Origin of the sequence: Paracoccus tegillarcae, from assembly GCF_002847305.1 — a bacterium.
GTDB lineage: Bacteria > Pseudomonadota > Alphaproteobacteria > Rhodobacterales > Rhodobacteraceae > Paracoccus > Paracoccus tegillarcae.
Genome location: NZ_CP025408.1, coordinates 3542801 through 3560620 on the forward strand (window position 1 = coordinate 3542801; position 17820 = coordinate 3560620).

General features: G+C 61.0%; 18 protein-coding genes, 1 other RNA gene and 1 pseudogene. 16 read left to right on the top strand and 4 right to left on the bottom strand.

The genetic code is table 11. The features are described 5' to 3' along the window. Positions 1–38: 38 nt before the first annotated feature. Positions 39–257, top strand: a complete 219-nt coding sequence (locus CUV01_RS17395) for a Swt1 family HEPN domain-containing protein (protein ID WP_157994901.1) — start codon at positions 39–41, stop codon at positions 255–257. A 523-nt stretch (positions 258–780) separates the two neighbouring features. Continuing rightward, positions 781–1806, top strand: a complete 1026-nt coding sequence (locus CUV01_RS17400) for a fatty acid desaturase (RefSeq protein ID WP_101461575.1) — start codon at positions 781–783, stop codon at positions 1804–1806. A gap of 164 nt (positions 1807–1970) precedes the next feature. Here CUV01_RS17400 and guaB read toward each other — a convergent pair whose 3' ends face one another. Then, positions 1971–3419, bottom strand: coding sequence for an IMP dehydrogenase (gene guaB / locus CUV01_RS17405; RefSeq protein ID WP_101461576.1), 1449 nt, complete (start codon positions 3417–3419; stop codon positions 1971–1973). 436 nt (positions 3420–3855) lie between these two features. Here guaB and CUV01_RS17410 point away from each other — a divergent pair, with 436 nt between their 5' ends. From CUV01_RS17410 to CUV01_RS17420, 3 genes are all read left to right on the top strand, one after another. After that, positions 3856–4974 (top strand): OmpP1/FadL family transporter, encoded by a 1119-nt coding sequence (locus tag CUV01_RS17410; RefSeq protein WP_101461577.1) that lies wholly within the window; start codon positions 3856–3858, stop codon positions 4972–4974. Positions 4975–5096: 122 nt separating this feature from the next. Then, positions 5097–5960, top strand: a complete 864-nt coding sequence (locus CUV01_RS17415; RefSeq protein WP_101461578.1) for an ATPase — start codon at positions 5097–5099, stop codon at positions 5958–5960. Position 5961: 1 nt separating this feature from the next. Then, positions 5962–6891 (top strand): homoserine O-succinyltransferase, encoded by a 930-nt coding sequence (locus CUV01_RS17420; protein WP_101461579.1) that lies wholly within the window; start codon positions 5962–5964, stop codon positions 6889–6891. 43 nt (positions 6892–6934) lie between these two features. On the opposite strand, the gene CUV01_RS17425 is transcribed toward CUV01_RS17420, so the two are convergent. After that, on the bottom strand, positions 6935–7996 hold the full coding sequence (locus CUV01_RS17425; RefSeq protein ID WP_101461580.1) for a hypothetical protein: 1062 nt from the start codon (positions 7994–7996) through the stop codon (positions 6935–6937). Between the two features lie 191 nt (positions 7997–8187). Here CUV01_RS17425 and ppk2 point away from each other — a divergent pair, with 191 nt between their 5' ends. From ppk2 to fumC, 10 genes and pseudogenes are all read left to right on the top strand, one after another. Further along, the gene (gene ppk2, locus CUV01_RS17430; RefSeq protein ID WP_101461581.1) at positions 8188–9069 is read left to right on the top strand and encodes a polyphosphate kinase 2; all 882 of its coding nucleotides are present in this window, start codon (positions 8188–8190) and stop codon (positions 9067–9069) included. After that, complete coding sequence (locus CUV01_RS17435; protein ID WP_101461582.1) at positions 9066–9911, top strand: TPM domain-containing protein; 846 nt, start codon at positions 9066–9068, stop codon at positions 9909–9911. The genes ppk2 and CUV01_RS17435 overlap by 4 nt, the downstream gene beginning before the upstream one ends. Before the next feature lie 62 nt (positions 9912–9973). Then, positions 9974–10717: an SDR family oxidoreductase gene (locus tag CUV01_RS17440; RefSeq protein WP_101461583.1), complete on the top strand. Its 744-nt coding sequence runs from the start codon at positions 9974–9976 to the stop codon at positions 10715–10717. A gap of 60 nt (positions 10718–10777) precedes the next feature. Continuing rightward, a complete protein-coding gene (locus CUV01_RS17445) occupies positions 10778–11815 on the top strand; it encodes an ABC transporter substrate-binding protein (RefSeq protein WP_101461584.1) in 1038 nt (345 codons plus the stop codon). Between the two features lie 595 nt (positions 11816–12410). Further along, positions 12411–12766: a transfer-messenger RNA gene (gene ssrA, locus CUV01_RS17450) on the top strand. A 63-nt stretch (positions 12767–12829) separates the two neighbouring features. Continuing rightward, positions 12830–14056 carry a chromate efflux transporter gene (gene chrA / locus CUV01_RS17455; RefSeq protein WP_101461585.1) on the top strand — a complete coding sequence of 409 codons (1227 nt, stop codon included), beginning with the start codon at positions 12830–12832 and terminating at the stop codon, positions 14054–14056. Between the two features lie 81 nt (positions 14057–14137). Beyond that, positions 14138–14614, top strand: a complete 477-nt coding sequence (locus CUV01_RS17460; RefSeq protein ID WP_101461586.1) for an SspB family protein — start codon at positions 14138–14140, stop codon at positions 14612–14614. Between the two features lie 255 nt (positions 14615–14869). Then, positions 14870–15001 (top strand): annotated as a pseudogene (locus tag CUV01_RS20385) (type III polyketide synthase); the annotation flags it as partial. A gap of 39 nt (positions 15002–15040) precedes the next feature. Then, the gene (locus CUV01_RS20390) at positions 15041–15514 is read left to right on the top strand and encodes an isoprenylcysteine carboxyl methyltransferase family protein (RefSeq protein WP_422385882.1); all 474 of its coding nucleotides are present in this window, start codon (positions 15041–15043) and stop codon (positions 15512–15514) included. A gap of 73 nt (positions 15515–15587) precedes the next feature. Next, positions 15588–16982: a class II fumarate hydratase gene (gene fumC / locus CUV01_RS17470; RefSeq protein WP_101461588.1), complete on the top strand. Its 1395-nt coding sequence runs from the start codon at positions 15588–15590 to the stop codon at positions 16980–16982. Positions 16983–17044: 62 nt separating this feature from the next. Here fumC and CUV01_RS17475 read toward each other — a convergent pair whose 3' ends face one another. Then, positions 17045–17299 (bottom strand): hypothetical protein, encoded by a 255-nt coding sequence (locus tag CUV01_RS17475; RefSeq protein ID WP_101461589.1) that lies wholly within the window; start codon positions 17297–17299, stop codon positions 17045–17047. A 16-nt stretch (positions 17300–17315) separates the two neighbouring features. Further along, the gene (locus tag CUV01_RS20395; protein WP_422385850.1) at positions 17316–17588 is read right to left on the bottom strand and encodes a hypothetical protein; all 273 of its coding nucleotides are present in this window, start codon (positions 17586–17588) and stop codon (positions 17316–17318) included. Here CUV01_RS20395 and CUV01_RS17485 point away from each other — a divergent pair. Continuing rightward, entirely contained in the window at positions 17587–17808 is a 222-nt protein-coding gene (locus CUV01_RS17485) for a ribbon-helix-helix domain-containing protein (RefSeq protein WP_232962779.1), read from the top strand. The two genes, CUV01_RS20395 and CUV01_RS17485, sit on opposite strands and share 2 nt — an antisense overlap. Positions 17809–17820 lie beyond the last annotated feature (12 nt).

Sequence of the window (17820 nt, forward strand, 5' to 3'; positions counted from 1 at the left end):
ATGGGGAGTAGCTCAGTGTGACCCCTAGATCATCAGAAATGCTCGACTATACAAACTTTGGCGAACTTGGCGAGATCATCAAGTCCAACTGGGATGACTTCGCAGACATCTTTACTGACATTCAAGCTGTGGAACGGATTCTAAAGAACTTAAACACCCTGCGCGCTGCCATCGCGCACTGCACCCCATTGGCCGAGGACGAGGAGTTGAGGCTTCATCTTTCGTTGAGGGATTGGTTTCGTCAGCAGGGCGGCTAACCCGCAACATTTCTGTTGACGTGTTCAGGTAAATACTTGATTTATTAGGCATAAACCCTCGGGCGCAACCCCTACCGCCGGAGCCAATTACCCACAGAGTTGACAGACTACCCCGTGGGTTTGGCGGTAATTTTGTGATCTCGCCAGTATGTCTTCGCAAACATAGAAGAAACTTCGTCGGTGGCCGTGTATTTTACCTGAGATACGGAGCCATCCGCAAAACTCGCGCAGCGCTGGCCGACGCCGTAGTCCCACCGCCTGCCTTCCGCGCAGTACTCGGCCGGGAGGCAGGTCAGAAGATCCACAACGTCATGGTTGACAGTTCGGCACGCCTCCTCTTTACGCGGACAGAACTGTGCTTGGGGTTTTCTGGCGGAACCGACAGGTGCGTCATCATAGCGGTTGAAAGAATCGCTGCCGGCCCTTAACCGCTGATGCAAAGACCAGATCGTTCACCGAGCGGTTTTGTCTCAGGAATCATAAAACATGCCGGAATTCAGCCGGCAAGAAACAACAGGCATTGATGCTCGACCAAACCCCGACTGCCCGCTCTGCACGCGAATGGCTGAGCATCCTCGCACGCTATCGCGAACCATCCACCCCGCGCAGCCTGTTTGAACTGGCCGTGACGCTGATCCCGTTTTTCGCAATCTGGGCGCTGGCCTGGATGGCGCTGTCGGTCAGCCCGTGGCTGTCGCTGGTTCTGGCGCTGATCAACGGTGCCTTTCTGGTGCGGATCTTCATCATCCAGCATGATTGCGGTCATGGTGCGTTTCTCGCCAACAGGAAAGCGCAGGATTGGCTTGGCCGGTCACTGGGCGTGCTGACCCTGACCCCCTATGCGGTGTGGCGGCGTACGCATTCCATCCACCATGCGCATCACGGGAACCTGGACCAGCGCGGCATGGGCGATGTCATGACCCTGACGATCGACGAGTATCGGGGGCGCTCGGCCTTTGGGCGGTTTTCTTATCGGCTGTATCGCCACCCGTTCTTTCTGTTTGCGATGGTTCCCAGCTATCTGTTCATCCTTCAGAACCGCTTGCCGGTCGGGCTGATGTCATCGGGCTGGCGTTATTGGGCATCGGCCATGGGCACCAATGCCGTGCTTGCCGCGATCCTCGGGGTGATGATCTGGTTCGGCGGGCTGATGCCGGTGCTGGTGATCTTTCTGCCCACCTCTGTTGTGGGTGCAACCATCGGGGTCTGGCTGTTCTATGTGCAGCACCAGTTCGAGGAAACTCATTGGTCCAAGGGCGAGCACTGGCAGTTGCACGATGCGGCGCTCGACGGCAGTTCGCATTACATCCTGCCCCAGCCTCTGAAATGGTTGTCGGGCAATATCGGCATCCACCATGTGCACCACCTTTATTCGCGCATCCCGTTTTACCGCTTGCCCGATGTGATCCGCGATCATCGCGAACTGGCCGAAGCCCAACGCCTGACCATGCGTGAAAGCTTTGCTGCCGCAAGGCTTCATTTGTGGGATGATGCGCAACGCCGGTTGCTGTCCTTTGCCGAAGCCCGAGCACGCTACGGCATCGCCTGAACGATCCTCACAGAAACCACGTCTGACAAGCCGTAAAGCCGCAAGGCCCCGGCCCAAGGCGTAGCGCGACTGCACAGATCCGAGCAGATCGCCGCGCCAGTTGGACTGCCGGCAGGACCGGCAGCCGCATTCCGTTTTAGAACGTCAGCGGCACGACCAGCCGGTCAGCCAAGCCGGTAATTTGGGCTCTCGCGGGTGATCTGCACGTCGTGGACATGGCTTTCCTTTAGCCCTGCGCCGGTGATGCGGACGAAATTGCAGCCACCTCGCATCTGATCGACGGTGGCATTGCCGGTATAGCCCATCGCCGCGCGCAGGCCGCCCACCAGTTGATGGATGACCGCGGTGGCCGGCCCCTTATAAGGCACCTGACCCTCGATCCCTTCGGGGACCAGCTTGTCCGAAGCCGCGTCCTTCTGGAAATAGCGGTCGGCAGAGCCACGGGCCATGGCGCCCAGACTGCCCATGCCGCGATAGGATTTATAGCTGCGGCCCTGATACAGGATGACTTCGCCCGGGCTTTCGTCAGTGCCCGCGATGGCGCTGCCCACCATGGCGCAGGACGCGCCGGCTGCGATGGCCTTGGCGAAATCGCCCGATGATTTGATGCCGCCATCGGCGATGATCGGAATGTCGCCTGCCGCGCCGGCGGCATCCATGATCGCGGTCAATTGCGGCACGCCCACGCCGGCGACGATCCGCGTGGTGCAGATGCTGCCGGGTCCGATCCCCACCTTGACCGCATCCGCGCCCGCATCGATCAGCGCGCGGGTTGCCTCGGCCGTGGCGACGTTGCCCGCCACCACCTGCACCTCGTTCGAGATATTCTTGACCCGTTCCACCGCCATCGCGACGGAATCCGAATGCCCATGCGCGGTGTCGATGACGACCATGTCCACGCCCGCATCGATCAGCGCCTGACTGCGCTCGAACCCCTCATTGCCGACGGTCGAGGCCGCTGCCACCCGCAGCCGGCCCAGATCGTCCTTGCAGGCCAGCGGGTTCAGCACAGCCGTTTCGGTATCCTTCAAGGTCAGCAGGCCGGTCAGATGCCCCTGCCCGTCCGTCACCAGCAGCTTTTCGATCCGCCGCGCCTTCATCAGCGAAATCGCCTCGCCGCGGTCAGCGGGCTCGGTCAGCATGGCAAGGTTGTCTGAACTCATCATCACCTTGACCGGGGTCTTGGCGTCGCTGGCAAAGCGCATGTCGCGATTGGTGACGATGCCCACCACGCGGCCATTGGCGTCAACGACCGGAAAGCCGGTGACATTGTAGCGCGCCTGCAAGGCCTGCGCGTCGGCCAGCGTCTGATCGGGGGTCAGCGTGATCGGATTATAGACGATGCCGCTTTCAAACCGTTTGACGCGACGCACCTCGTCGGCCTGTTGCTCGACGGTCAGGTTGCGATGGATCACACCCATCCCGCCTGATTGTGCCATGGCGATGGCCATGCGGCTTTCGGTGACAGTGTCCATCGCGCTGGACAGCAGCGGGATGTTCATCCGGATGCTGCGCGTCACATGGGTCATGACATCAGCCGTCGACGGCATCACGCCCGAGGCTGCGGGAACCAGAAGAACATCATCGAAGGTCAGGGCCTCACGAATCTGCATGGGATCACTTCCTTGCATGGGATCGTTTGGCAGTTTCCCCTTTCATGGGTCAGACTGATTGTCCAGAGCCGCGGGGCGAAAATAAACGCCGCACCCGAACGCCGCCGGCGATCCGACCCGGTTCGGGCCCAGTGGAACACCCTGCCCCGTGCCGAGAGAATCGGTTTGGTTCAGCGCCCGGCCACCAACGTGAAAACCGCAGACTGGCTCAGGGGACGGCGGCTCGGAAACGCAAGCAACGGTCCACAAAGGCCAGTTTTGCCGTCGGATTTGGTTAATAAATCATTAACGCGCGGCTTTCCGTTGCGCCAATGCCACGATGCCGCCGGGTCACCCGAACGAAACGCGGCGTAACGGCTGTGTGAATATTGATTCGTACATCGTTCACGCTACCGTCAGTCTCAGATGGTCTTGGGGCCAAGAGGAGGGATACCAAATGAAATTTGCATTCACAGGCGCCGCGGCACTGCTGATGGGTACGACGTCGGTCATGGCCGGCGGCATCGAGCGCGCTCCGCAATCACTGAACGTTCTCTTCGAAGAGGGCAACTATGCCGAGCTCAGCTTTGGCGCTGTCGATCCGACGATCGAGGGCACCGACGTCCTCGGCGCTGCCACGGGCGATGTCGCGCAGGGCTATGGCTTTGTCGGCCTGGCCTACAAACATCAGTTCAACGCCAACCTGTCGGCAGCGCTGATCATCGAACAACCCTTTGGCGCCGACATCCGCTACGCGCCCTTTGACGGCACCAACGGATCGCCCGTGCTCGGCGGAACCAGGGCGATCGTCGACTCGACCACCTATACCGCGCTGATGCGCTATAAGTGGGAAAACAACTTCTCGGTCCATGGCGGTATCCGCGGATCGCGCGCCAGTGCCGACGTGACGCTGGACGGACTTGCATATGGCGGCCCGCCACCCACCGGCATCTCCGGTTACGGCGTCAGCTTCGACGATTCCTGGGGTGTTGGCTACGTTGCCGGTATCGCCTGGGAAAAGCCCGAAATTGCGGCTCGCGTCTCGCTGACCTACAACTCGGATATCGAGCACGACTTTGATACAACCTACAGCCTGGTTCCCGGCGTGACGGCGAACACCACCGTCAGCACCCCTGCCTCCTGGACGCTGGAGGGCCAGACCGGCGTTGCAGCCGACACGCTGGTCTTTGGCTCGATCCGCTGGGTAGATTGGTCGGAATTCAAGGTCATGCCGCCGGGTGTCGGGCCGCTGCCATCCGTTGACCTGGTCGGCCTGGAAGACACGACCACCTTTAACCTTGGCGTCGGCCGCAAGTTCACCGAGAACTGGTCCGGCTCGGCCTCGTTCACCTATGAAAAGGCTGGCGATGACCTGGTGTCGCCCCTCGCACCGACCAATGGCCGCAAGGGCATCACGCTTGCCGGGATCTACACGCAGGACAATCTGAAGATCACGACCGGTGTCAACTACACCAAGCTGGGTGATGCGCAGCCGCAAACGGCTGACACCGCGCGCGCCAGCATGACCGACAGCGAAGCCTGGGGTGTCGGCGTCCGGGTTGGCTACAGCTTCTGATCGCCAACCTCTGACGAACCAACCGATCGGCCCCGCCCTCACCGGCGGGGCCTTTTCCTTTGGGCCGCAGGGTATTACCTATGCGAACCAAAGCTAGAAACCTGCCGGTCAGGGGGCGCGTGATGATCTATGCCAGCGGACAAGAGTGGCGCGACGCCTCGCAACGGCGGGTCGTGTTGTTCGGCATGTCCGGGCTGGGCAAGACCTATCTGGCCTCGATGCTGCGCGAACAGGGAAACTGGTTTCACTATTCCGTCGATTACCGCATCGGCACGCGTTACATGGGCGAATACATCTCGGATAATCTGAAACTGGCGGCGATGAAGGTGCCGCTGCTGCGCGAATTGCTGTTGACCGACAGCGTCTGCGTGTCCAGCAAGATCAGTTTCGACAACCTCGCGCCGCTTTCGACCTATCTGGGCAAACCCGGCAGCCCAAGCCGGGGCGGTTTGCCCTTTGACGATTATTGCGAGCGTCAGGACCAGCATCGCACGGCAGAGATCGCCTCGCTGATGGATACGGACCGCTTCATCCGCCGGGCGTTTGATATCTACGGCATCAACAGCTTTGTCTGCGATACCGGCGGCTCGATCTGCGAAGTGGTGGACCCCGACGACCCCGATGATCCGGTGCTGAGCGCGCTGGCGCGTGGCCTGCTGCTGGTCTGGATCAAGGGCAGCGATGAACACACCGCCGAACTGGTCCGCCGCTTCGACCGGGCGCCAAAGCCGATGTATTACCAGCCCGAATTTCTGGACCGCGCCTGGATCTCTTATCGGGCGGAAAAGGGCCTGACCGAGGATCAGGTGAACCCCGATGATTTCATCCGCTGGACCTATGCCCGTGCCCTGGCCCACCGGCAGCCGCGCTATGCCGCGATGGCGCAGCGCGGCGTGACCATTACCGCAGAAGAGGTCCAAAAGGTCGCCCATCCCGGCGATTTTATCGACCTGATCGCCACCGCCATCGACCGAAAGATCGCCTGACATGCCCATCACCCTGAACGAAAGCCTGCCCGCCTACCGCATCCTGTCGGATGAGGGCGTCATGGTCATCTCGCCGGGCCGGGCAGAGACACAGGACATCCGCCCGATCCGCATCGGTTTGCTGAACCTGATGCCCAAGAAGATCCAGACCGAAAACCAGTTTGCCCGGCTGATCGGCGCGACGCCGTTGCAGATTGATTTTCAGCTGATCCGCATGTCGGAACACGAAAGCCGCAACACCGCCGCCGACCATATGGAAAGCTTCTATCGCCCCTTCCGGGAGGTCGTGGAGACGGATGAAAAATTCGACGGGCTGATCATCACCGGCGCGCCCATCGAACATCTGCCCTTCGAGCAGGTGACCTATTGGGACGAACTGACCCGCGTCTTTGAATGGACCCAGACCCATGTCCACTCGACCATGGGTGTCTGCTGGGGCGGCATGGCGATGGCGTGGCATTTCAACGGGGTTGCGAAACATGCGCTGGATGAAAAGGCCTTTGGCTGCTTTCGCCACCAGAACCTCGCGCCGGCCAGCCCCTATCTGCGCGGCTTCTCGGATGATGTGCTGCTGCCGGTCAGTCGCTGGACCGAAATGCGCCAGGACGAGGTCGACAGCAAACCCGGCCTCATCACCCTCTTGGCCAGCGAAGAAACCGGCCCCTGTCTGGTCGAGGATCCGGCCCGTCGGGCGGTCTATGTCTTCAACCATCTGGAATATGACAGCACATCGCTGAAAGACGAATATGACCGAGACGTGGCGGCGGGAAAACCGATCAGCCTGCCACGGAACTATTATCCGAATGACGATCCTTCACAGCAGCCCGCAAACAGATGGCGCAGCCACGCGCATCTGCTTTACGGCAACTGGATCAATGAAATCTACCAGACCACGGAATACGACATGCGCAAGATCGGCACGCAAGGGTAAGGCCATCCGCCCCCCTCGCGCAGCCTCTTTGCGCGGTTATCCGTTACGAGGTCGTCGCGCCATAGCGGCTGGACAGGACATTGCTGGCCGCCTCTGCGTCCTTCAATTCGCCGACGTCATATTTGCCCTTGGCAAAGCTGGACGATTTGCTGATCCGCGCGGACCACAGCGTCTCGATACGCCGCATGATGATCGAGCCGGGCTCACGATAGACCGGAGAGGCATCCAGTGTGACCGCATCAAAGACCGACCTGTTCTTGTCCGAGGTATTTCCCCGAGGACCGTTTTTCCCGTAATCCGGATTTGACGGCAAACCATCAACCGGTCCCAACCTGACCTTGCGCATGCCATCGGAATGCTCTTTGCCGAACCTGTCGAACTGAGCCTGCTCCCAGTAATCGGTGTTCAGGATATAGGCCGACCACATCATGATCTCGATGTCCTGGGCCAGGGCCGCCGGCTGACTGAACTGGCCGGTATGGCTGGCGCCGGTGAAATAAGAGCTTTTGCGAAGGACCGCCGCGATCTCTGACTTGACGTTTGACGAGATTTCCTTGTTGTCGCGCACATCCGTGGCGAAACTGGCGGCTGCGTCATAGTGGCGGCCATTGAACTCTTGCAGCCGGTTCTTGAGGATCAGGGGGTTTTCGCCCAGACCCTGCAGGCCCGACAGCGGGTTATAGGCCAGAACCGAGGCGATCTTTGACTGGGTACTGCTTTTGATGTGCTTCTTGATCGCACCATATGTTTCGCCGATGACATAGGCACCGGTATCGGTCCGCAGCAGGCCTGCGACCATACTTGCGCGCGCCGAGTTGCGCTGCGCCAGCATCTTGGCGGCCTTCGATGCCAGCGATTTGCCCGACACCGCAGCGCCAAGCCGCGCGGTCAGTACGCCGCCGATCGGAATGCTGACACCCAGCAAGATCAGATCCGCAATCAGCTCTGCCTCAGCCTGCCGCCGCTTGCTATCGGCGTCCAGCGTGGCGGATACATTGTCATAGGCGGTCGTATATGCGGTCGACAGCGGCAGCGCCCAATAGGTGTCGTGATTGGTATGGCGGTGCTTCAGATCGTCAAGATACTCGTCAATCGCGTCACTCACAGGTCGACCCCTTATACTTATGATACAAAATGATGCGGACATATCGGCCCTGACCAGCCACATATGTCAACCTCTCAAGCGTGATGTTCGAGTGACGGCCCGCGCGCGCGGCAATGCCCTTGCCGACAATATCGCGCCGCCCCATACTCGGCCCCAGCATCCCGAACCGGGTAATCAACAAGAGATCAGAGATGGCGAAGACACCTGAACTTCCCTTTGTGGGCGATATTACCGACTACCTGGAAAAGGGCGCACCCAAGGATATTCGCAAGGCGATCAAGGATGCGGGCAAGGATGAGATCCTTGATCCCGGTTATCCTTACGACGAGGAAATATCGAAAAAGGACTACGAGGCGCAGATCGAACAGCTGCAATTGCAGCTTGTGCGGATGATGTATGACGTGATCGGCAAGGGCAAACGTGTGGTGGTCCTGTTCGAGGGGCGCGATGCCGCCGGCAAGGGCGGAACCATTGAACGTGTGCGCGAAAACCTGAATCCGCGCTCGGCCAATATCATCGCCCTGCCCAAACCGTCCGAACGAGAGGCCGGGCAATGGTATTTCCAACGCTATGTCGATCACATGCCCGCCGCCGGTGAAATCGCGCTGTTTGACCGCAGCTGGTACAACCGCGGCGTGGTCGAGGACGTGTTCGATTTTGTGACCGACCAACAGCGCGAACAGTTCTTTCGCCAACTGCCCGATTTCGAACGGCTGCTGGTCGATGACGGCATCATTCTGGTCAAGCTGTGGCTGAACGTGGGCCGCGCCGAGCAGTTGAAACGCTTTCTCGACCGCGAGAAGGACCCGCTGAAACAGTGGAAGCTCAGTTGGATCGACGTCGAGGGGCTGAAGAAATGGGACGAATATACCGACGCCATCCGCGAGACGCTGTCGCTGTCGCATTCACCCGTCGCGCCGTGGACGGTGATCCGCTCGGATGACAAGAAACGCGCCCGCATCGCCGCGATCCAGACGATCCTGAATGCGGTCGATTATGCCGGCAAGGACAAGAAGGCCATCGGCCGGATCGACCCGCTGATTGCCGGCGGGCCCGAGTTGCTGCTGGTATGATCCGTGCGGCCCTGATCTGGTTGGCGCTGGCCCTGCCGCTGGCCGCGCAGGATCTGCCTGACTGGCAACATACCAGCATCAATGATTTCGCGCAGTTGCTCAGCAATGAAGACACCCGCATCATCGACGAGGCGCTGATCGCGCTGCAGGGCGATACCGGCGTTCAGGGCACGGTCGTCACACTCATTGATCGGGCGCGTCATGGCGGCACTGACGGTCTGGAACCCTTTGCCAAGCGGCTTTTCAACGATTGGGGCGTGGGCGAGGCAGACCGCAATGACGGCTTCATGCTGCTGGTCCTGCGCGACGACCGCGAAATGCGGATCGAACTGGGCGCGGGCTATCCCGGCGCGGCTGACAACGCGGCCCGCGCGATTATCGACAACGATATTCTGCCGGCCTTTCGCGCGGATGAGATGTCGGCGGGCATCCGCGACGGCACGCTGGCCATCATCGACGACATCGCGCGTCCGAATGCCGCCGGAATGGGCTTTGACGGTCCCTCGGACACGCGGGATCCATTGGGATGGTTACTGCCGCTGGGCGTCTTCGGTGTCTTTGGCCTCGTCGGTTTCAACATCCTGCGCAGCATCTGGCGGCGCATCCAGCTGGGCCGCCGACCCTGCCCCAATTGCGGCGGCAGCGGCTTGGTGCAGGAATCAGAGATCATCCAGCCCTCGGATGACAGCGGCCGCGCAAGCCAGGTCATGTGGACGCGCTGCAAGATCTGTCAATGGACCAGCCCGCGCAGCGAACCCCGACCCGTCCGCCGCCGCAGCGGACGCAGCGGCAGCTTCGGTGGCGGGCGATCTTCGGGTGGGGGCGCATCAGGGCGCTGGTGAAACAGGCTGGCTTCTGACAGTTTCAGCCAAACCGACAACACCACAGACAGGAAGGATCAGCCATGCAACTCAAAGGCAGTCGCGCCATCGTCACCGGCGGCGCATCGGGGCTGGGACAGGCCACCGCCAGCTATTTCCGCCAGCAGGGTGCAGAGGTCACGGTTCTGGATCGCGACGAGGCCGGCAAGACCGCCGCTGACGCCATCGGCGCGCATTTCGCGCAAACCGACGTCACGGACGAGGCCAGCGTTCAGGCCGCCATCGACACCGCGGTCAGCGCCATGGGCGGCATTGATATCTGCGTCAATTGCGCCGGCATCGCCACCGGCGAAAAGACCGTGGGCCGCGACGGGCCGCATGCGCTGGACAGCTTTGCCCGCACCATCCAGATCAACCTGATCGGTACCTTCAACGTGCTGCGCCTCGCCGCTGTCAGCATGGCCGGAAATCCGGGCGATGAGAAAGGCGTCATCGTCAACACCGCCAGCATCGCCGCCTTTGATGGCCAAAAGGGACAGGCCGCCTATGCCGCATCCAAGGCCGGCATTGCCGGGATGACGCTGCCCGTCGCCCGCGATCTGGCCGGACAGGGCATCCGCATCTGCGCCATCGCGCCGGGCATTTTCGCCACCCCCATGCTGCGCGGCCTGCCGCAGGATGTGCAGGACGGGCTGGCCGCCGAGGTGACCTTTCCCAAACGTCTGGGCGAGCCCGAAGAATTCGCGCGGCTGGCCGGTTTCATCGTTGAAAGCCCCTATCTGAATGGCGAGGTCATCCGCCTCGACGGTGCGCTGCGAATGCGCTGAACGCTTGCGCCGAGGCGCCACGCGGCATAGCGTTTCGGGACCAACAGGAGGTAATGACCAATGCGTCTTTTCACCACAGCAGCCGTCATCGCACTGGCTGCTCCGGCTTACGCGGCCGACCCCGAACTGACCGTGTTCGACTGGGCGGGCTTCGAGGTGCCGGGAATTTTTCAGGGCTATATCGACCAGCATGGCGACAGCCCGACATTTGCCTTTTACGGCGACGATGACGAGGCGTTTCAGAAACTCGCATCCGGCTTCAAGGCAGATATCGCCCATCCCTGCAGCCAGATGGTCTCGAAATATCGCGACGCCGGTCTGATCGAGCCATGGGACACCGCGCGCATCCCCGAGTTCGAGCATATCGACAAGCGGTTTCTGGAATCGGAAACCTTCGTGGATGACGAAGGCGTCTGGTACATCCCCGCCGATTGGGGCGTGACCGCGGTCGCCTATAACACCGAAAATGTCACCGACGAGGACGTGGCGACCCTGCAGGTCTTCAACGATCCGAAGTTTCAGGGCCGCACCTCGCTGCCCGACAGTTCCGATGACGTCTGGGCGCTGGCCTATCTGGCAACCGGCGTGACCGACTGGACCGAAGTGACCGACGAACAATTCGCCGCCGCCGCCGAATGGCTGCGCGCCGCGCATCAGAATGTCGCCGCCTATTGGGCCGACCCGGCCGAGATGAGCCAGTTGATGGGCTCTGGCGCCGTCGATGTGGCCTGGTCCTGGAATGACGGCGTGGTCTATCTGCGCGGTGATGACTATCCGGTCGGATTTCAGCGAGAAGCCACCGAAGGCTCCTCGACCTGGTTCTGCGGCTTTATCAACCTCAAGGATGGCCCCGGTTCCGAGGACAAGGTCTATGACTTCGTGAATGCCTGGCTGGCACCTGGCTCGGCCCAGGCATTGCTGGACAATATCGGCTATGGCCAGTCCAACACCAAGGGGATGGAGACGATCAGCCCCGAGGCCCGCAGCGAGGCTGGCATCGGCCCCATCGACGCGCCGGTCCTGTCCCAGACCCCCAATGATCCGGCACAGCGCGAAAAACAGCTGGCCGAATTCGAAAAGATCAAGGCCGGTTTCTGACCGGACACGAGGGCCAGGATCCGACCTGATAGGCTGGGGGGCGTATCGCCCCCCGACACCGCGTCAGATAAACCCACGAATGACGTAACGACGCTACGCAACTTGCCCAAATTAACCTTTCTTAAATTTACAAAATGATGCTAAGATTCATATATGAATGAAAGCAATGCTGGCATTTCTGGTTCGAAATATCAGAATTATCAGCATCTTATTTAGAGTTTACTCTGGCTCCGGGGTCTGGATCCAGTTGAGGTCAAAGAGGCATAGATAAGGCAGGAACGGTCAGTTTCCCGTTGCATGGGGATGGTCGTTGCACCTGCAGACATCACGATTAAGTCACATAGCCCTCGGTTATGTTTTTTCCAGTTCCGTCACAATCATCACTGGGTTTACCCAAATGTTTGTGTCGGCGGCCAGCTGCGGGTCTTGCCATGATTGTCCTTGGGGTCTTTGGGGGGGCCAAGTACGACCCCGAGGGTACCAGGTGCTTCGGCACCAATGGTAAGGCCCGCGCTGGTCGAGCACTCAACCGGTGCTCTGCATTCCAGCGCTGAGCCAGCGTTTTTATCCGCAGAATCCCGATCCGCAGCATCCGCCCCTTGCCCCTTATCAACCATATGCCTATATTTGTCTTGTTCGGGCTTGCCCGGACTATGGACATAAACGCGCTCGTAATAAGCGGATCGGACCCGGGGGCGGTACCCGGCGGCTCCACCAGATCACCCTCGTTGGGGGACCATGGGGCCGAAATAGGATCGACGAACGTCTAAAGGGGTTATGCTTTGTCTCGGTGAGCTACCACCGATATCGGTGCAAATTGTACAGTTGCCAACGACAACCGTGCTCCGGTCGCTCTGGCTGCGTAAGCAGTTCGAGAGATCGAAAATTAAGTCCTTGCGCCTAGCCGCGTAAGGCGGGGTTCGCAGGTACCTGGCAACAGAAACCTGCACTTAATCCCCGCATTTACCTTGATGATACAATCGGTGACTATCCCTTTGCAAAACGGGGGGATGCGTGTTCGGCTATCGCGAGATCTTCATCACATTCTGGCGCATCGGCTGGCTGTCCTTTGGCGGTCCGGCGGCGCAGATCGCGCTGATGCATCGCGAATTGGTCGATCGCCTGGGCTGGCTGACCGAGGCGCAATTCCTGCGCGCCCTGTCGCTGTGCATGTTGCTGCCGGGCCCCGAGGCCACACAGCTTGCCGCTTATGCCGGCTGGCGCTTGCGCGGCATTCCCGGCGGGTTGCTGGCCGGCGGATTGTTCATCCTGCCCGGCGCGCTGGTGATCGCGGCCCTGGCTGCGGCCTATGTCGCATGGGGACAGTTGCCCCTGATCCAGGCCGCCTTCTTCGGGATCAAGGCCTGTGTCTTCGTGATCGTGATCGAGGCGCTGCTGCGCGTGGCGGGTCGCGCGCTCAAGGGAAACGCCCATCGACTGATCGCGCTGGCGGCCTTTGTGGCGATCGCAGCTTTTGGCCTGCCCTTCCCGCTTGTCATTCTGGCCGCGGCACTGGCCGGTGCGCTGACCGCCCGCAGCACCGCAACGGCCAGTTCATCGCGACCAACCTCTGGACTGTGGCTGTTTCTGCCCGGCATCCCGATCTGGCTGGCCCCCATCGCGCTGGCATGGCTGGCAGGCTCGGCTTTTCTGACGCAATTGGGCCTGTTCTTTGCCAAACTGGCCATCGTCACATTTGGCGGCGCCTATGCGGTGCTGACCTATATGACCCAGACCGTGGTGCAGGACCTGGGCTGGCTGACCACCGGACAGATGATGGATGCGCTCGGGCTGGCGGAAACCACGCCGGGGCCGCTGATTCTGGTGACCGAATTCGTGGCCTGGCTGGCGGGCGATGTGCAGGGCGGCCCGGCCCTGGCTGCCACGGCAGCCGCGCTCAGCCTGTGGGTGACCTTCGTGCCCTCGTTTCTGTTCATCTTTGCGCTTGCCCCTTCGATCGACTGGCTCGCCAGCCAGCCACGCCTTGCCGCCGCACTGGAGGGAGTGACAGCCGCCGTGGTCGGCGTGATCGGTACGCTGGCACTGTGGTTTGGCGTTCAGGTTCTGTTTTCGGGCCAGACCATCCAGGCAGGTCCGCTGCAACTGCCCGACCCGACCGGATTTGACTGGCGCGCGGGTCTGATCGCAGCTCTCGCGGCCATCGCATTGCTGCGCCTGCACCTTGGTCTGCTCTGGGTGCTGGCGGGTTCCGCCGTGGCGGGCCTGCTGCTGGCGCTATAGCGCGCAGGGCCCGGATTGTACCCCTTTTCTTCGCCGGTCATATCCTTATGCTGGCCGCAACGAGGGAAAGGATACCGCGATATGACGCGCAGCCGGATCGACTATGGCAACATGATGCACCGGGCGATGCAGGGCCTGATCGCGGATGTCTTGTGCCAGGTGCGCGACAACGGACTGCCGGGCGAACATCATTTCTTCATCACCTTCGACACCCGCGACGAAGGCGTCGAAATGGCCGATTGGCTGCGCGACCGCTACCCCGAGGAAATGACCATCGTCATTCAGCATTGGTTCGACAATCTGACCATCGACGACGAAGGCTTCACCATCACCCTGAACTTCGGCAACTCGCCCGAGCCGATGCGCATCCCCTTTGATTCGCTGCGAACCTTTGTCGATCCGACCGTCGAATTCGGTCTGCGTTTTGAAACGCAGGATGACGACGAGGATGATGAGGAAGACGGCGAGGATATCGACGACACCGAAGACGACATCGCGGACGAGGACGCGCCCAAGGGCAGCGGCGAGGTTGTCAGCCTGGACAAGTGGCGAAAGTAGGACGCATTCAGGCCATCACCCGGCCTTCATCGCGCGCTAGCACGATTACGAAACATCAATCCTGTAGCTGATTGCCTTGCGGCGGTCTTTGACCTGACCGTCAGTTGGAGCGGCCCGCGTTTTCGGCCCACGCCACTGATCCCAGCCTACCGAGCCATGATGCCCGCCGACACGCGTCATTCCGCCCATGATTTGGCGACAGTGCATGCAGATCCAGCCGCTGTGCGACTGCTATCGGTAGCGACCGCCCGCGATCTGGCGGCGGCGCGGCCGGGCACGCATGTGCTGATGGTCGCAGTGGAAACCTGCGCCCTGCTTTTCCGTATGGACCGCTTGGCCAAGGCCGATATCATCGCCACCGCATTGTTCGGCGACGGCGCTGCCGCTATATGTGGGATCGGCGTGAACACGGCTGCGATTGCCTTTGTGCTGTTCCTTGCGGTCCAGCGGCTGGCCGAACTGTTCATTGCCCGCCGCAACACCCGCCGCCTGTTGGCGCAGGGGGCGCGAGAATATGGTGCAGGGCATTATCCGCTGATCGTCGCGCTGCATGCAACCTGGCTGATCGCCACTCTCCTGTTCGGTATCAATCAGCCAGTGCAGCCATCTTGGCTGATGCTGTTCGTCGTGCTGCAACTCGGTCGGGTCTGGGTTTTGCTGACCCTGGGCGAACGCTGGACGACACGCATCATCGTGCTGGACAAGCCGCTGGTCACCAAAGGGCCTTTCCGACTGATCCGGCACCCGAATTATTTCGTGGTCGTGTGCGAAATCTTCGTGGCCCCGATGGTCCTTGGGCTGTTCTGGATTGCCGTGATCTTTACGCTCTTTAATGCCCTCATGCTGTCCGTACGCTTGCGCGCCGAGGAAACAGCCCTGCGTAGCCTGCGGCATCCCTGATCTGCTGTCCCGCATTGCGAATCCGGTCACCCGGCCCTAAGAAACCTCAACAAAATCGCGAGGGAGCCGCATCATGACCCAGACCCGCACCGAAACCGACAGCTTTGGCCCGCTAGAGGTGGATGCCAGCAAATACTGGGGCGCGCAGACGCAGCGGTCCATCATCAACTTCCCCATCGGGTGGGAACGCCAGCCCGTCGCCATCATTCGCGCACTTGGCGCGATCAAGCTGGCCGCCGCGCGCATCAACCATAACGATGGCAAGCTGGACGACAAACTCGCCGGCGCCATGGAACAGGCCGCGACAGAGGTGTTCGAGGGCAAGTTCGACGACAACTTCCCGCTGGTCGTGTGGCAGACCGGCTCGGGCACGCAATCCAACATGAACGCCAACGAGGTGGTCAGCAATCGCGCCATCGAAATCCTTGGCGGCGAAATGGGCAGCAAGAACCCCGTTCACCCCAATGACCACGTCAATATGGGCCAGTCGTCGAATGACACCTTCCCCACCGCCATGCATGTCGCCATCGGCATGATGGCGCGCGATGTGCTGCTGCCGGGGCTGGAAAAGCTGGCCGGCGCGCTAGAGGCGAAATCGACCGAGTTCAAGGACATCATCAAGATCGGGCGCACCCATACGCAGGATGCAACGCCGCTGACACTGGGTCAGGAATTCGGCGGCTATGCCCATCAGGTCCGCATGGGGATCGAACGGGTCAGGCTGTGCCTGCCGCAGATCTATGAGCTGGCACAGGGCGGCACCGCCGTGGGCACCGGGCTGAACACGCGAAAAGGCTGGGATACGGACATCGCGGCAGAGATCGCCAAGATCACCGACCTGCCCTTTGTTACCGCGCCCAACAAGTTCGAGGCACTGGCCGCCCATGACGCCATGGTGTTTTTCTCGGGCGCCTTGAAAACCGTTGCCGCAAGCCTCTTCAAGATCGCCAATGACCTGCGTTTGCTGGGCTCTGGCCCCCGCTCGGGTCTGGGCGAACTGATCCTGCCGGAAAACGAGCCCGGCTCGTCGATCATGCCCGGCAAGGTGAACCCGACCCAGGCCGAGGCGCTGACCATGGTGTGTGCGCATGTGATGGGCAATGACGCCGCCGTCACCATCGCCGGATCGCAGGGCCATTTCGAACTGAACGTCTATAACCCGATGATGTCCTATAACGTGCTGCAATCCATGCAGCTGCTGGGCGATGCGGCGGGGTCGTTTACCGATAATATGGTCGCCGGCACTCAGGCCAACACCGCCCGCATCGACAAGCTGATGAATGAATCGCTGATGCTGGTCACGGCGCTTGCGCCCACCATCGGCTATGACAACGCCACCAAGGTTGCCAAGACCGCGCATAAGAACGGCACCACCCTGCGCGAAGAGGCGGTCAGCCTTGGCTTTGTGACCGAGGAAGAATTCGACCGGATCGTTCGGCCCGAGGACATGATCGGCCCCAAGGGCTAAGATCGCTGGCCACGATGGCGAAAGGCGCGCGACCTTGCCGGTGGCGCGCCTTTTCTTATGGCTTACTTGCGCAGCAGTTCGGCCAGCAGCCGGTTGGTTTCCTGCGTGTTGCGATAGATGCCAAAGGCCACATACATGAACCCGGCCGCAACCATCAGATAGATCGATCCGCCGACCAGAATGCCCAGACCGCGCCAGAAACCGCCCGGCATTCCCGAAAACATCGCGCCAAGTCCCGCGATCAGGACAAAGAGCCCGCCCATCACGACAAAAGCCGTGATCAACCGCTCGGACCAATTGATAAAAAATTCACGCATCGTATCTGTCCCTTCTCTATCGGCAGTGTCGAACGACCAGGCTGCCACTCTTTGATGAATTTATCTTTCTTGACCCGCCGAAAGCCGCTATTTTTGCAAGATGACCAAGATCATCAATTTGCGACAGGCCCGAAAAGATCGTGCCCGAGCCGAGCGGCGGGCGCAAGGCGATGCAAAGGCTGCGAAATTCGGCGAGGCGAAAAGCCGGCGGACCGTCCGTCAGGCCGAGCAGACGCGGGCCGACGGCCTGCATGATCAGCACAAGCGCGATGATTGACCTGCCGCCCATGACCCCGCCTGTCAAACGCTCGGTCACCATCGACGGGCACCGCACCAGCGTGTCGCTGGAGGATCCGTTCTGGCGCGGGCTGGGCGAGATCGCGCGCCGGCAGGGCCAGTCCCGCGCCGTGCTGATCGCCTCGATCGATCACCAGCGCCCGCCCGAGGTCGGGCTTGCCACGGCGCTGCGTCTGTTCGTTCTGGATCAGACAAGCCGGCAACAGCCCTAGTCGCGGGTCGCG